The organism is Serratia bockelmannii (assembly GCF_051803255.1).
GTDB lineage: Bacteria > Pseudomonadota > Gammaproteobacteria > Enterobacterales > Enterobacteriaceae > Serratia > Serratia bockelmannii.
The window spans coordinates 2,893,176-2,907,515 of the sequence record NZ_CP196512.1 but is presented as its reverse complement, the minus strand read 5'-3'; the positions used below and the strand labels follow the sequence as shown (position 1 = coordinate 2,907,515).

The following is a 14,340-nucleotide window of genomic DNA, read 5'->3' as shown; positions in this document are numbered from 1 at the left end:
AATGCAAGAATAAAAAAAGGTCGCCTTGGCGACCTTTTTGCTTTCCGCGCAGTGCGGTTTACATACGTTCGACGGTTTCGATGCCGAGCGTGTCCAGACCCGTTTTCAGCGTTTTAGAGGTCAGCAGCGCCAGCTTCAGGCGGCTCTGACGCGCTTCTTCGCTGTCGGCGTTGAGGATCTGGCAGTGCTCGTAGAAACCGGAGAACAAGCCCGCCAGATCGTACAGGTAGCTGCACATGACGTGCGGCGTGCCTTCACGTGCAACGGTAGTGAGCACCTCTTCGAACTGCAGCAGGCGAGTGGCCAGTGCAATTTCACGCTCTTCGGTCAGTGTCAGCGGCAGCGTCAGGCTGCTTTCGTCGATCCCGGCGCGTTTGAATACCGATGCCACGCGGGTATAGGCGTATTGCATATAAGGCGCGGTATTGCCTTCGAAGGCCAGCATGTTATCCCAGTCGAAAACATAGTCGGTGGTGCGGCTTTTCGACAGATCGGCGTATTTCACCGCGCCGATGCCGACCACGCGGGCCACGGTCTTCATTTCCTCTTCCGGCATGTCCGGGTTTTTGCCGGCGATCAGCTGTTCGGCGCGTTCGATGGCCTCATCCAGCAGATCGGAGAGCTTCACGGTGCCGCCTGAGCGGGTTTTGAACGGCTTGCCGTCTTTGCCCAGCATCATGCCGAACATGTGGTGTTCCAGCGAGACGGACTCAGGCACGTAACCGGCTTTGCGCACGATGGTCCAGGCCTGCATCAGGTGCTGATGCTGGCGGGAGTCGATGTAATACAGCACGCGGTTGGCGCCCAGGGTCTCGTAGCGATATTTGGCGCAGGCGATATCGGTGGTGGTGTAGAGGTAGCCGCCATCCTTTTTCTGGATGATGACGCCCATCGGGTCGCCGTCCTTGTTCTTGTATTCGTCGAGGAACACCACGGTGGCGCCTTCGCTTTCCACCGCCAGCCCTTTGGCTTTCAGATCGGCGACGATGCCCGGCAGCATCGCGTTATACAGGCTTTCGCCCATCACGTCGTCTTCGGTCAGCGTGACGTTCAGGCGGTTATAGGTCAGCTGGTTTTGCGCCATGGTGATGTCGACCAGCTTGCGCCACATTTTCAGGCAGTACTGATCGCCGCCCTGTAGCTTCACGACGTAAGCGCGCGCGCGCTCGGCGAACTCGGCGTCTTCGTCGTAATGTTTCTTGGCTTCGCGGTAAAACTGCTCGAGATCGGACAGGCCCATATCGCTGGCGTTTTCATTCTGCATTTTTTCCAGGTAGGCAATCAGCATGCCGAACTGGGTGCCCCAGTCGCCGACGTGGTTGGCGCGGATCACTTTGTGGCCCAGAAACTCCTGGGTACGTGCCGCGGCGTCGCCGATGATGGTGGAGCGCAGATGGCCGACGTGCATCTCTTTCGCCACGTTCGGCGCAGAGTAGTCGATAACGATGGTTTGCGGTTCAACCGGGGCAATGCCCAGCTTCGGTGCATTCAGCACCTGGTCGGCCTGGCGGGCGACCCAGTCGCTGTTCAGGAAAATGTTGATAAAGCCGGGACCGGCGATTTCCACTTTACTGGCGACATCGCCGAGATCCAGCAGTTGCACCACTTTTTCCGCCAGCTGACGGGGTGGCATGCCCAGCTTTTTGGCGACTGACATCACGCCGTTGGCCTGGTAATCACCAAACTGCGCCTTGGCGGAAGGGCGGACCTGCGCTTCGCAATCGGCTGGCGCACCAGCGGCGATCAGCGCCTGGCTGACTTTATCTGAAAGAAGAACCTGAATATTCACCGGGTTACCTTAATGACGAACGAGGAGCTGAAGCCAGCCCCTGCGGGATTCAACGGTGGCGGGCGCGACGGGCGACCTCCACAAAACAGCCTGCAATTGTAACCGATCTGACGGAGCCCGTCAGCAGTTGGCGCGGCCGCTGCGATGAAACAGTTGTCGGGTGCGGCGCGTAGAATGCCTGAAGGTGAAAAGCAGAATGACCTGACCAGAATGTACGGAGGGGAAAGTTATGAGGCTAACGCTTTTTATTGTGACGCCTGGCATCCAGCGTGTTGGTACTGCGTGATTTAAAATGACGGTAGATGGCGTATACGGCGATAATTATCAACACCAAGGATATCGTCAGCAATAACATAATGGTCATCTCGAATTTAAATTTTCTCCAAAGTAGCTGAGTTGCGTTGGTGAATCAATTGCCTAGATTAAAATTAAGATAATCCTTAGTTTTTTATTAATTATTCTAATTTTATTGTCTTTGTTTACAATGGGTTGATTGTTGTTTTTTTATGGATTTGATAAGTGGCTAAAGTGTGATTAAGTGAAGCGATTCAATCGGTTTAACCCGCGAATCACGAATGGTTTTGTGAAAAATAACTTAAATCATAACGTCATGATGATGGGTTATAATGGCTTGCGAAAATTCTTAATTTTTATTTTTCTGTTGACTTAATAAACTGCCTTCTTAATAAAAAGTTGGTTTTTTGCTCTCTCCGCACGCAACCGAAAATCATTCTGAATGACTGCTGAAAACCCTCTCAACGCTGGCGAGCGCTGTCACCACCGTGTAAATTACGGCGTCTAACTTTGTGCTCCGTTGTTTTGAGGTTCCTATGACCACTCCCTTGCAGGCCATTGCCGAGCTTGACGATCTGAAGCTCGACCTGCCGCGTTTCGAGCAGGCGTTGCAACAATTTGCCGCCAGATTGCGGCTTGATCTGTCTGCCTTTATCGCCGATCACATCTCCCTGCGTTGTCACCAGAACGCTACCGCCGAACGCTGGCGCCAGGGATTGATGCAGTGTGGGACACTGCTGTCCGAATCGATGATCAACGGGCGGCCTATCTGTTTGTTTGATTTACAGCAGCCGCTGGCCGTGGGGCCGTGGCGCATAGATTGCGTCGAGCTGCCGTACCCCGGGGAGAAACGTTATCCGCATGAAGGGTGGGAACATGTCGAATTGGTGCTCAGCGGCGATCCGCAGACGCTGCATGCACGGGCGTTGAGTCACCTTGCTGATGAAGCGTTGTTGGCGCCGGGGATCAAGCTGAAGCAAAGTTCGCCAAAAGGCGAAGGCGAACGGCTGCCGAACCCGACGCTGGCCATCACCGATGGAACGGTTACGATCAAGTTTCATCCTTATTCCATTAGAGACATCGTCGCCAGCGAACAAGGCTAGCCAGCCAGTGCCGCACAGGCTTGCGCCATGCGATCGAGCGCTTCATCGAGCAGGGCCCGCCGGCAACCGAAGTTCAGCCGTACAAAGCGCCGATCGCCGAAATCCAAACCGGCGCTTAACCCAACGCCTGCGCGCTCGAAGAACTGATGCGGGTTATCCACCGGCAAAGCGCTGCAGTCGATCCAGGCCAAATAGGTGGCTTCGATCGGTAACAACGTCAATCCCGGCATAGCGTTGATGCGCTCTGTCAACCGATCGCGATTGGCGCGCAGATAAATTAACTGCTCATCCAGCCAGGGTTGCCCGTATTGATAGGCCGCCTGGGCGGCGACCAGCGCCAGCAGATTAACCTCCGGGACAATGCCGCTGCGTGCGCGTTTCAGCTTTTGTCTCAACGTTTCGTTGGGGACGATCGCCATCGAGGCGCCGAGCCCGGCGAGATTGAATGTCTTTGACGGTGACATCAGCGTCACGCTGCGTTGGGCCGCATCTTCATTCAGGGTGGCGAAAGGGATGTGTCGCACGCCGGGTTCAAGTAGCAGCTCGCAGTGGATTTCATCGGAGCAGACGATTAAATCGTGCTCGAGAGCGAACTGATGGTGCTGCAACAGTTCATCCCGGCGATAAACGGTGCCTCCGGGATTTTGCGGGTTGCACAGCAACAGGAGCTTCTCGTTGCCGCTGAGCTGCCCATGCAGCGCGGAAAAATCCAGCACCCAACGTTGGTTTGCCGCCGTTAGCGGCACCGAGAGGTGTTTACGCCCCGCGAATTTGGCCGCTTTGCGAAACGGCGGATAAATGGGAGAGGGAGCCAGCGTGCTCTGATGTTCTTCGGTGCAGGCGCGCACGCACAGGTTCAGGCCGCACACCAACCCAGGCAAGAAAATGATCCATTCAGGCTTGATGTGCCAACCGTAGCGCTCTACCATGCGGCGGATAAAAACCTCAAGAAGATCAGGGGATGGGTGGGTGTAGCCGAATACGCCGTGCGCTACGCGCCGCTGCAAGGCTTCTATCACCGCCGGCGACGAGGCGAAATCGCTGTCGGCGACCCAAAGCGGGAGGATGTCGCGGCCGCGATATTTATCCCACTTAACGCTGTCACTGTGACTGCGGTCTACCCATTGATCAAAATTGAATGCCATAGTTACAACCCTGAACCGGTTTATGCCTATGCATGAGCCTACGTGAGAAATGAAGAAATGAACAATTGCCGCCGTATGTTGGCCGTTATCTGGGGGTGACAATGATAAAACTGGAAGTTTGTTGCTTTAGCGTCGACTGTGCGCTGACGGCCGAACGGGCGGGCGCCGATCGCATCGAGTTGTGCGCCAGCCAGAGCGAAGGGGGATTGACGCCGAGCTATGGCACGCTGCGTCTGGCGCGCGAGCGGGTTGCGATCCCGGTGCATCCGATCGTTCGCCCTCGCGGTGGCGATTTTTGCTACGGCGCGGTGGATTTCGAGGTGATCAAGCAAGATATCCGCCACATCCGCGAGATGGGATTCCCCGGCGTAGTGGTAGGCATGTTGGACGAAGAAGGGCACATCGATCTGCCGCGCATGCGCGAAGTGATGAGGCTGTGCGAGGGGATGGCGGTGACGTTCCACCGCGCGTTCGACATGTGCCAGAATCCGATGGTGGCGCTGGAGCAACTGACTGAGCTGGGCGTGGCGCGCATTCTGACCTCCGGCCAACAGCAGAGCGCCGAACTTGGCCTGCCGTTGCTGCGTGATTTGCGTCAGGCCAGCCAGGGCCCGGTGATCATGGCGGGTGCCGGTGTGCGCCTCAGCAATCTGCACAAGTTCGTCGATATCGGCCTGCATGAACTGCACAGCTCTTCCGGCCATCTAGCGCCGTCGACCATGCGTTATCGCAAGGCGGGTGTCACCATGTGCTCCGATAACGAGTTTGACGAATTTAGCCATTATTGCGTGGATGGCGAAATGGTGGAGGCGATGAAAAACGCGCTGGCCTTGGTTGATCCCCTGGCGCAAAGCGCATAAACACGCAGCTAACCGTGTTTGATAACCGGTTTCCGGGCCGTAAGACCCCTTTGCGTGTCACCGAGCCCTCGGCGATCACGCAAGTACCAGGCCCCGGCGTTTTGCCGGGGCTTTTTTTATTTTGCGGATGATTAGTGCTGTGCATCGGGCGAGAAGTTGAAGACTTCGCCCGGAGTAATGCCGCAGTTTAAAACGCGCACCGCATTATTGCCACTTCCGGGATTGACCAGGATATCGTGGATAGTGCGATTGTTGTTCATGACAAAACGCGCGTAGTAGAGGTTGCCGATGCGTATCCAGGGAATCGCTTCATTGCTCTCGACAGTGTCGGTATAATTATCGTTGTACGAGCGGGCCCAAATGCCAGTCGAAGCTTGCGCGGTAGATTGATCGCCGATAGAGGATGCGATGGCCCAGAATGTTCTCAATCCCATGCTCCGATGAATACGTTGACCCAAACCTTTATAAGCCGGGTTGTCTCCATTGGCGGTCAGGATATTGCTATCCGCCGTCAGATTCCCGTCAATAAACCAGCCAACAGGCTGTTTGTCAGCACCGATGGCGATCATGTTGCTGTTCGTCAAACAATTTAGCGGAGCCGCATGTAGCTGATAGCTGCGTTGCGCAATGCTCAGTGTGCCTCTAAGAATGTTGTAACCCGCTTCATTGTTCAGACTGCCGTTCGTCCACATTGGCATGACGGTGTTGCTGAATGAAAGTTGATACCCGCCGTTCGCTTCGAAGCGAATGGCCTGAGGGGAGAGTGAACCCTTCGGTCCATTAGCGGTAGCGAAGTTAACATTGCTGATTTGCACTGGGGTGATATTTGATTGGCCAGTAGACTTTCTTAATACCAGGAACCCTCCAACGGTATCACCATAGTCATTAATATAAGAACCGTTGGCGATTTGAATATTGGCGGAGGAATCCGAGTCGATATCAATTCCGGTACCATTTCTGTCTGCCATGAAATTGCTCAGGCTAAGGCCGCCTAAATAGGAGGTTCCTTGTGTTGTAGTTTTGATAAAGATCTTTTTGCCATAAGAGAATACATTCACCATAAACGTATTGTCGTGGCGATCGAGATTGAAAGCACAAGAACCGGCTACGGCGATAGAGGCAGTCACCGCGTTTTCTGTCGGGCGCACGACGTTGGCATTGACGTGAACATTGGTAAATCTGTTGATGTCCCTGCTTTCATAAACCCTGTAGTCGCAGCGTACTGCCCAACCGTAGATATTCTCAAAGCTGTTGGCTTCTCCACGAGCTTCAACAAAATCATAGGCGCCTACATAACGGCAGTTGGCGACTGACAGAGCGCCGGTTGCGGTAATGGTGGCTCCGTATGGAACAAACGCCTCCGGCTGGGTGGCAGTATATTTCTGATCTGGATAGAGGAACGACCACCCATCAAAGACAACGTTCTTATCGCAGGCGAAACAAACCGTACCTGCCGGCTTTTTGATGATGAAAGCACTATCGTCAGCAAGGCCTGCCCGATTAGGGCCATTGTTTGTAAGACTTGCAGGGCCTTGAGCAATACCGCGGCGGGATCCTCTGACTGTGACGCCATTTGCGACGTTGATAGGTTGAGTGCTGGTCAGCAGATATTGAGCATTTTCCGAAGCATAGACCACTTTGTTTTTTAAACTCGCGGCATAGTTTAATGTCGCGCTGATTGCTGCGTCAGAGGCGGAAGTGCCACTAGGATCGGCACCGAAGTGATCGAAAGTCAGTTTCTGATCCAGTCGTTTCCAGCGCGCTCCTCCCGTTGTAACCACCACGGTACCGTTATTGTCCGCACTGGTTGTATCCGTTTTCGCATAATAGAATTCGCCGCCTCCGGTGAAGTGTCCAGCGGTGTGAGAAACTAAAAAGACAATCTGGTCATCTGTAACTGGCGTCAGATTACGCAATTCACTGATGTTATTAACACTAATCATATTGTTCATGAAATTTCTCCTGTTGGTTGGCAACACTATTCTCAATCAGGCTGGACGTTTCAAAAAGTCGATGAGGTTTGCTGGGTGCTGATACAGCGTGAAGTTCAGGCCGCGGAAAGTGGAGCATGGATTGGCCTGGTACCTTGTAAAGACGCAGCACCGTTTCAACGCTGTTATTCGGTCGGCGGCCCCATCTCTTCTTGCGCTCGCTATGCCCTGCTGATAAATTTGTGAGTTAAAATCCTTTAAATATCATGATATTAAATGATTTTTTGGTATTTATTTGCGTGGTGAATGATTTGCGCTCTGCCGCTCATTATCGCGTCTGCATTTTATACCTGCTCACCGCCGGTTTTATGGCCGGAACATCACAGCATCAATTGAGGAGAGCCGTCGGCGCAGCCACAGAGCACGCCGACGGCGGACTTTACAAGGAGATAACGATAATGACCCGAACGGCACACTGTTTAACCGCTGCGCTTTTGCTGACGTTGGCCCTGACCGGCTGCCAGACCGCCAAGCGGCCTGTTTCTACATTAAGTAAGCCGCCCAGCGCGGAAGAAGTTGCCGAGCAAGACAAACGGCAGCGTGAAGCTGAGCGCATGCAGCAGTGCCAGCGCGAGCTGGATGCCATGCGCGGTATGGATAACGAAAAATACCAAAAATTCAAACGCGAGTTCGATACTTTGATGGGCGGCGCGGCGCAGTATGCCGGGGTACGCCAGCGGGTCAACACGGGCACGCAGGAAACCGTTGACGCCCTGTATCGTTATCGCACCAGCCGTCTGTGCGCAGACATCAGTTCTGCCATGATGACCGGCCTGGCTGAGCGCGGAGAACGCGCCCAATGACTCTCCGTGCGAGAAAGGCGCTACTGAGCCTGATGATAGCGTTGGCGTTTGCGCCGGCGGTGGTCGCTGCGGATGACGACGTGCCGGCGTTATTGCAGTTTGCCGAGCGCTATCAGCGGCAAGATGCACCGGCAGCGGATACCGCAGTCACTCAATCCCAGGCCCCACAAAAGTCAGCATCCCGGCCGGTTCAAACGCGTGAGACGGCGGCGCATAAGAAGCAGCTGGCGCAGTGGCAAAAGGCGCTGCGCGAGAAAGAGGCCCGATTGGAGCAACAGCAGGCGGTAATTCAATCACTGCAGCAGGAGCTGACCGCGTTGCGCGTCGCGTCCACCCTGACGGCTGCCGACAAACCGTCACCGGCACCCGATCTGAGCGCGTTGAGCAACTTCGCCAGCGGCGTGCGGCAGGCGCTGAACCTGACGCCGCAGGAGCGTAAGGCTCAGGCGCAGATCGCCGAAACGCAAGCGGCGTTAGCGCGGCAAAAGCAACAAACCGCGGAGCGCGATCGGCGTATTGCCTTGCTGGAACAACGGCTGGCGGTGCTGCCTGGCCAGGCGGATAACGCCTGGCAGGAGAAATTGGCCGCGGTGCAGACCGCCCACGATAAAGCGCGCCAACGTTATGAGCAGGATAAAAAAGCGGCCGCCGCTGAGCTGGAACAGCAGAAGGCCGAGGCTGCCAGGCTGACGGGCGAACTGCAGCAGCAGCTGGCGAAACTGCAAAAAGAGCAGGTGGATCAACGGCAGCAGGGGGGGCAGCAAGAGCAAAGCCTGAAGACGGCGCTGGCGCAGCAAAAGGCCGAAACCGCCAAGGCTGCGGGTGAACTTCAGCAGCAGCTGGCGCAGGTGCAAAAAGAGAGGGATATCGTACGCCAACAGGCCGAGCGGCAAGAAAAAAGCCTGAAGACGGCGCTGGCGCAGCAAAAGGCGGAAGCCGCCAAGGCTGCGGGTGAACTTCAACAGCAGCTGGCGCAGGTGCAAAAAGAGAGGGATATCGTACGCCAACAGGCCGAGCAGCAAGAAAAAAGCCTGAAGACGGCGATGGCGCAGCAAAAGGTCGAAGCCGCCAAGGCTGCGGCTGAACTTCAGCAGCAGCTGACTCAGCTGCAGAAAGAGCGTGATGGTCAACGCCAACAGGCTGAGCAACAAGAGCAAAACCTGAAGATGGCGCTGGCACAGCAAAAGGCCGAGGCCGCCAAAGCGACGGGTGAACTTCAGCAGCAGTTGGCAACGCTGCAGGGAAAAAACAAAACGCAAACCGAGCAGGCTAAGGCGCTGGAACAGCGTCTGGCGGCGCTGACGACGGAAAACGCGCAGACAGTGCAGCTACGGAATAAAGCGGCGCAACAGGCGGATAAAACGGCGACGGAGCTGGCGGCCGCGCAACAGGCACAGCAAGCCTTGCGCGAGGAACTGGATGGGCTGAGATCGCGGGCTAAATGGCTGCCGGAGAGTCAGACGCTCAAGAAAAAGCCGGAGCAACAGAGCTACGCCGCCGGTGTCGCTTTGGGGCGCGATATTCAAACGATGCTGGCGGAACGTAAAAATTGGGGTATCACGCCCGACAAAACCGTGCTGCTGGCGGGCGTGATCGATACCTTCAGCGGCCATTACCAGTTGAGCGATGCGCAGTTGACCAGCGCACTGGCGGAGTCGGAAAAAGCGGTAAATGACGCCAGAAACCAGGCGGCGAAGACGCAGACCAGCAAGGGTGAGGCGTTCGTCGCCGAGTTTAAAAAGAAGAAGGGTACGCAGAAGTCGCCTGCCGGTTTCTGGTATCGCATCGATTATGCGGGTGATGAGGCCATTAAGGAAAACGCGCGGGTGGACATCGTGGTGAAAGAAAGTTTAACCGACGGTCGCGTGATTCAGGATATGGATCGCAGTGGGAAGGTGATGTCCCAGCCGCTCTCCGCCTATCCGCCGTTGTTCCGCGAGGCGATCGGCCACCTGAAAAATCACGGCTCGCTGACGATGGTGGTGCCGCCGGCGTTGGCGTACGGTGAAACCGGCTATGCGCCGCAGATCCCGCCGAACGCGACGATGGTCTATGAGCTGCGAATTGTCGATGTCAGTAACGGGTGAATTCGGGCCGGCGCAGGCCGGCCCGATTAGCGAGTACTAGGGTTTTTTGGCGGTCAGTACGGCGCGCAGGGGCGCCGGATAGCCTTCGACCGTTTTGCTGCGATCGTTCGGATCGAGGAATTCTGCCAGCGACTCGCTGGTCATCCAGTCGGTGCGGCGCTGCTCCTCGAGGCTAGTGACGCACATATCGGCGATCTTCACGTCGACGAAGCCACACTTCTCCAGCCAGCATTTCAGCGCTTCGGCGGAAGGGATGAAATACACGTTGCGCATCTGCGCATAACGATCGCCCGGCACCAGCACCTGGTGGCGATCGCCTTCCACCACCAACGTTTCCAGCACCAGTTCACCTTCAGCCACCAGCTGATTTTTCAGCTGATACAGATGATCAAGCGGCGAGCGGCGGTGATACAGCACCCCCATCGAGAACACGGTGTCGAACGCCGCCAAATCTGGCAACTGCTCGATGCCGAGCGGCAGCAGGTGGGCGCGCTGATCGCCGCCCAACAGCTTGCGCACCGCTTCGAACTGGCATAGGAACAGCTGCATGGGATCGATGCCTACGGCGAAGTGGGCACCGGCGCCGATCATGCGCCACAGGTGATAACCACTGCCGCAGCCAACGTCGAGAATGGTGCGGCCGGCCAGCGGAGAAATGTGCGGCAGCACGCGATCCCACTTCCAGTCGGAATGCCATTCGGTATCGATATCGATGCCATACAGCGAGAACGGCCCTTTACGCCACGGCATCAGGGTGCGCAGCATTTTCTCGATGCCTTCGAGCTGGCCCGGCGACAGGCCGGGCTCCATTTCGGCGCGCACGCCGTGCAGCAGATCGAGGCGGGTTGGGGTCAGCGTCGGCAAATGTTCTACCGAGTTGAACCACTGTTTGAATTTGCCGTGCAGCGATTCGCGTTGCCAGGCGCTGAGCTGCGCGGGCAGGGTATCCAACCAATGGCTGAGGGGACTCTTGGCAATATGCTGATAGAAATCACCGAACTCGATCATTGCGCCTCTCCCGCTTTCAGGGCGATCAGCGAACCGAAGTTGAAGCACTGGAACCACACTTCGGCATGCTCGAACCCGGCCTGTTGCAGTCGCGCTTTGTGCGCTTCTACCGAGTCGGTGAGCATCACATTTTCCAGCATGCTGCGTTTTTGGCTGATCTCCAGCTCGCTGTACCCGTTAGCGCGTTTGAAATCGTGATGCATGTTGAACAGCAGTTCGCCGACTTCGGCGTCTTCAAAGCTGAATTTCTCCGACAGCACCAGTGCGCCGCCTGGGCGCAGGCCGCGATAGATTTTCTCCAGCAGACGCAGGCGATCGGCCGGCTCGAGGAACTGCAGCGTAAAGTTCAGCACCACCATCGAGGCGTTTTCGATGTCGATGTCGCGAATGTCGGCTTCGATGATGTCGACCGGCGTGTCGGCGCGGAAGGCGTCGATATGGCGGCGGCAACGTTCCACCATCGCCGGCGAATTGTCGACGGCGATGATAGTGCAGCCAGGCACCTTGATATTCCGCCGCATCGACAGCGTCGCCGCGCCCAGCGAGCAGCCCAAGTCATACACCCGGCTGTCGGGTTGCACAAAGCGTTCGGCTAGCATACCGATCATCGAGATGATGTTGGAATAGCCGGGAACGGAGCGTTGGATCATGTCGGGAAACACTTCGGCGACGCGTTCGTCGAAGGTCCAGTCGCCCAGTTTGGCGATGGGGGCGGAGAAAAGGGTATCGCGGTTTGGCATAGCGGCAAATCAGTTCAGAATTCGAAGCTGCGTAGTCTAACAGAAAAGCGTAAAAAAGCGGAGCGGAAGCAGGCGGCGCGGCCGCCTGATGATAAAACGGGATCAATGCAGGCTGAAAATTAGATCCCAGGGCAGATAGAAGATATTTGCCAGAACCATCAACAACAAAGAGATATAGGTCGCGGCCATGCCTGAACGACGCCAGCGAACCTCGCGGTTGCGCAAACCGTAGTAATGCACCAGTCGCCCGGCCATCAGCATCAGGCCGCAAAGGTGAATCATCCAAATTTCCGCGCCGTTCATCTCCATGATCACCAGCAATACGGCAGCGATAGGAATGTATTCAACGGCGTTGCCATGCACGCGGATGGCGGTCTGCAATTCGTAAAAACCGCCGTCGCCGTAGGCTACGCGGTACTGCATCCTTAATCTGACTACGTCATAAGAGAGTTTGATCAACAACAATGCGCCGAGCACTACATAAAGCGCGCTTACCATTTTTAACTCCGTTCCCTAACCAAAACTGGCAGCCAGCATCATAGCCGTCATTGTATTCACTGTCGCGGGGAAATATTTGATGTTATTGGTCAGATTAATAGGTCAAAACAGTGCATCTTGCTCTGGCCAGTCCGGCGGCGCAGGCAAATCGGGGATCGCCCGGCGCAGCTGCTGCCAAATTTTTTGCGCTTGCTGGGGTGAATCGCCGTTGTCCGGCGTATGAATAAACAGATACGGTTGATGTTGTTGCTGCCACAGCGGCAGTTTTTGCTGCCAGGCTTCGAACCAGCGCAGGTTGTCGGCCAATTGGTCGCCGCCGATAAAGCGCACCAGCGGTTGGTCGGCGGTGACCAGAGCGTGCACCGGCAGCTTCGGTTTTTTCTGCTGGGCATCGCGCACGGCGGCGGTATGGGGGGTGGCGTGATGCACCGGGCGGCTGTCGAGGATCACCCGATTGATGCCGCGCTGATGCAGCCCCTGATTCAACGCGCGCTCTTCCTCGCCTTTGGCGAAAAATGCCGGATGACGCACTTCGACGCCGTAGGTGAATTCCTGCGGCAGGCTTTCGAAGAACTGCCACATGCGCGGCAGCTCGTCGGGGCCGAAGGCGGCGGGCAACTGCAGCCACAATTGCCCGATGCGTTGATGCACCGGGCTCAGGCAGTGGTAAAACGCCTGCAGCTCGGCGGCGCAGTTGCGTAGGGCGGCCTTGTGGCTGATGTCCGACGGGAATTTGAAGCAGAAGCGAAAATCGTCGCCGGTCATGTCGCGCCAGCGCTGCACGATGTCCAGCTTCGGCAGCGCGTAGAAGGTGGTGTTGCCTTCCACGCAGTTGAAGTAGCGGCTGTAATCCGCCAAGTCACGCAGCCCGATACGATTCCAGGCTGAATGTTGCCACTGGGGCAGTCCGATGTAGATCACGGCGTCGTCTTCCTTTACTTATCCTTGGCTTATCAGGCTACAACTTAACGTTACCGGTCGAGCGCGGCAAGAATTTCGCCGGTGTCGCGCACTCGCGCCAAACGCGGGAAGATGTGTTCGAACGCGAAACGGTGCATTTCCGCGTTCTGCGCGCTGCAGACGTCTTCGGCGATCACCAGCTCATAGCCGTGTTCCCAGGCGGCGCGGGCGGTGGATTCCACGCCGATATTGGTGGAAATACCGCCCAGCACCACAGACTTGATGCCGCGACGGCGCAGCTGCAAGTCCAGATCGGTGCCGTAGAAGGCGCCCCATTGGCGCTTGGTGATCAGAATATCGCTGTCGCAGACCGCCAGCGGCGCGGGGAACTCCCACCAGCTGGCCGGCAAACCGCCGGCGGGCGCGGGAGTCGGTTTATCCACCGGTTGTTTCAGCGCTTCGGCGAAGGAGTCTGACCAACCGACGCGCACCAACAGCACCGGCGCGCCTAGCAGACGAAAACGCGCGGCCAGCAGGGCGGCGTTCGCCACCACCTGCTCGGCGCCGTGCGGGCCGCCGGCGTAGGGCAGAATGCCATTTTGCAAATCGATCAGCACCAGAGCGGTGGTTTGGGCGTCAAGTTTCAGCATGGATTTCATCTCGTTGCGAAGTGGATAAAAACTGTTCGGCGCGTCGGGCGAGCTGCGTTCGGCGCAAAACCGGGGGAGAATCAGGCTACGTGAAAAAACTGTCGCAGGTTAATGGGAAATTTGTTAACCGATGTGTTGATTCGAGCAAAAACGCGCCATTTAGTGCGGTAACAATGCTGTGTTCGCACTTATCGGGCGGATGAATTTCCTTTATAATGACTCCCTTTTTTCAACACTCTTTAATCCAACGACCTATGCCGATTTATGAATATGCATGTGGTGCTTGCAACCATCGGTTAGAGAAATTGCAAAAATTTTCCGATGCGCCGCTGGCAGACTGCCCGGCGTGTGGGCAGCCCGCGTTGACCAAGTTGATTTCATCCTCCGGCTTCCAGCTTAAGGGCACCGGGTGGTATGCGACGGATTTTAAACCGGGTAACAAGTAGAATTTATCAGATAACAGCCGCGCGAC

Annotated in this window: 13 protein-coding genes; 5 read left to right on the top strand and 8 right to left on the bottom strand. The window is 56.3% G+C overall.

Annotation, left to right across the window (positions count from 1 at the left end; genetic code table 11):
- Positions 1-58: 58 nt before the first annotated feature.
- Positions 59-1,789, bottom strand: coding sequence for an arginine--tRNA ligase (gene argS / locus ACSJLU_RS13875; RefSeq protein ID WP_025303138.1), 1,731 nt, complete (start codon positions 1,787-1,789; stop codon positions 59-61).
- A gap of 830 nt (positions 1,790-2,619) precedes the next feature.
- Here argS and ACSJLU_RS13870 point away from each other — a divergent pair.
- Positions 2,620-3,186: a VOC family protein gene (locus ACSJLU_RS13870; protein ID WP_025303137.1), complete on the top strand. Its 567-nt coding sequence runs from the start codon at positions 2,620-2,622 to the stop codon at positions 3,184-3,186.
- Here the strand turns inward: ACSJLU_RS13870 and ACSJLU_RS13865 are convergent.
- Positions 3,183-4,331: a MalY/PatB family protein gene (locus ACSJLU_RS13865; protein ID WP_043143038.1), complete on the bottom strand. Its 1,149-nt coding sequence runs from the start codon at positions 4,329-4,331 to the stop codon at positions 3,183-3,185. The genes ACSJLU_RS13870 and ACSJLU_RS13865 overlap by 4 nt on opposite strands.
- Before the next feature lie 101 nt (positions 4,332-4,432).
- Between ACSJLU_RS13865 and cutC the strand changes: the two genes are divergently transcribed.
- Positions 4,433-5,191, top strand: coding sequence for a copper homeostasis protein CutC (gene cutC / locus ACSJLU_RS13860; protein WP_043143046.1), 759 nt, complete (start codon positions 4,433-4,435; stop codon positions 5,189-5,191).
- 131 nt (positions 5,192-5,322) lie between these two features.
- Here cutC and ACSJLU_RS13855 read toward each other — a convergent pair whose 3' ends face one another.
- A complete protein-coding gene (locus ACSJLU_RS13855) occupies positions 5,323-7,143 on the bottom strand; it encodes a hypothetical protein (RefSeq protein WP_060447816.1) in 1,821 nt (606 codons plus the stop codon).
- Between the two features lie 437 nt (positions 7,144-7,580).
- Between ACSJLU_RS13855 and ACSJLU_RS13850 the strand changes: the two genes are divergently transcribed.
- Together ACSJLU_RS13850 and ACSJLU_RS13845 are read left to right on the top strand one after the other, a co-directional pair.
- Positions 7,581-7,985 carry a hypothetical protein gene (locus ACSJLU_RS13850; protein WP_025303133.1) on the top strand — a complete coding sequence of 135 codons (405 nt, stop codon included), beginning with the start codon at positions 7,581-7,583 and terminating at the stop codon, positions 7,983-7,985.
- On the top strand, positions 7,982-10,072 hold the full coding sequence (locus ACSJLU_RS13845; RefSeq protein WP_197812506.1) for an FKBP-type peptidyl-prolyl cis-trans isomerase N-terminal domain-containing protein: 2,091 nt from the start codon (positions 7,982-7,984) through the stop codon (positions 10,070-10,072). The genes ACSJLU_RS13850 and ACSJLU_RS13845 overlap by 4 nt, the downstream gene beginning before the upstream one ends.
- A 36-nt stretch (positions 10,073-10,108) precedes the next feature.
- Here ACSJLU_RS13845 and cmoB read toward each other — a convergent pair whose 3' ends face one another.
- The 5 genes from cmoB to ACSJLU_RS13820 form a co-directional block, all read right to left on the bottom strand.
- Complete coding sequence (cmoB, locus tag ACSJLU_RS13840) at positions 10,109-11,080, bottom strand: tRNA 5-methoxyuridine(34)/uridine 5-oxyacetic acid(34) synthase CmoB (protein WP_025303131.1); 972 nt, start codon at positions 11,078-11,080, stop codon at positions 10,109-10,111.
- Positions 11,077-11,820 carry a carboxy-S-adenosyl-L-methionine synthase CmoA gene (gene cmoA, locus ACSJLU_RS13835; protein ID WP_049209177.1) on the bottom strand — a complete coding sequence of 248 codons (744 nt, stop codon included), beginning with the start codon at positions 11,818-11,820 and terminating at the stop codon, positions 11,077-11,079. Before cmoA ends, cmoB begins: the two co-directional genes overlap by 4 nt.
- Before the next feature lie 102 nt (positions 11,821-11,922).
- Positions 11,923-12,318, bottom strand: a complete 396-nt coding sequence (locus ACSJLU_RS13830; protein ID WP_004932387.1) for an MAPEG family protein — start codon at positions 12,316-12,318, stop codon at positions 11,923-11,925.
- A 102-nt stretch (positions 12,319-12,420) separates the two neighbouring features.
- Positions 12,421-13,236 (bottom strand): DUF72 domain-containing protein, encoded by an 816-nt coding sequence (locus ACSJLU_RS13825; protein WP_342096371.1) that lies wholly within the window; start codon positions 13,234-13,236, stop codon positions 12,421-12,423.
- A gap of 53 nt (positions 13,237-13,289) precedes the next feature.
- Complete coding sequence (locus ACSJLU_RS13820; protein WP_147823890.1) at positions 13,290-13,868, bottom strand: hydrolase; 579 nt, start codon at positions 13,866-13,868, stop codon at positions 13,290-13,292.
- A gap of 215 nt (positions 13,869-14,083) precedes the next feature.
- On the opposite strand from ACSJLU_RS13820, the gene ACSJLU_RS13815 reads away from it, so the two are divergent.
- A complete protein-coding gene (locus ACSJLU_RS13815) occupies positions 14,084-14,314 on the top strand; it encodes an FmdB family zinc ribbon protein (RefSeq protein WP_320204121.1) in 231 nt (76 codons plus the stop codon).
- Positions 14,315-14,340 lie beyond the last annotated feature (26 nt).

Bases quoted from the DNA above. Each gene is read 5' to 3' on its own strand.
- ACSJLU_RS13820 (WP_147823890.1), bottom strand. From the start codon at position 13,868: ATGCTGAAACTTGACGCCCAAACCACCGCTCTGGTGCTGATCGATTTG.
- ACSJLU_RS13870 (WP_025303137.1), top strand. From the start codon at position 2,620: ATGACCACTCCCTTGCAGGCCATTGCCGAGCTTGACGATCTGAAGCTC.
- cmoA (WP_049209177.1), bottom strand. From the start codon at position 11,820: ATGCCAAACCGCGATACCCTTTTCTCCGCCCCCATCGCCAAACTGGGC.
- ACSJLU_RS13865 (WP_043143038.1), bottom strand. From the start codon at position 4,331: ATGGCATTCAATTTTGATCAATGGGTAGACCGCAGTCACAGTGACAGC.
- ACSJLU_RS13855 (WP_060447816.1), bottom strand. From the start codon at position 7,143: ATGAACAATATGATTAGTGTTAATAACATCAGTGAATTGCGTAATCTG.
- cutC (WP_043143046.1), top strand. From the start codon at position 4,433: ATGATAAAACTGGAAGTTTGTTGCTTTAGCGTCGACTGTGCGCTGACG.
- cmoB (WP_025303131.1), bottom strand. From the start codon at position 11,080: ATGATCGAGTTCGGTGATTTCTATCAGCATATTGCCAAGAGTCCCCTC.
- ACSJLU_RS13815 (WP_320204121.1), top strand. From the start codon at position 14,084: ATGACTCCCTTTTTTCAACACTCTTTAATCCAACGACCTATGCCGATT.
- ACSJLU_RS13850 (WP_025303133.1), top strand. From the start codon at position 7,581: ATGACCCGAACGGCACACTGTTTAACCGCTGCGCTTTTGCTGACGTTG.
- ACSJLU_RS13830 (WP_004932387.1), bottom strand. From the start codon at position 12,318: ATGGTAAGCGCGCTTTATGTAGTGCTCGGCGCATTGTTGTTGATCAAA.
- ACSJLU_RS13845 (WP_197812506.1), top strand. From the start codon at position 7,982: ATGACTCTCCGTGCGAGAAAGGCGCTACTGAGCCTGATGATAGCGTTG.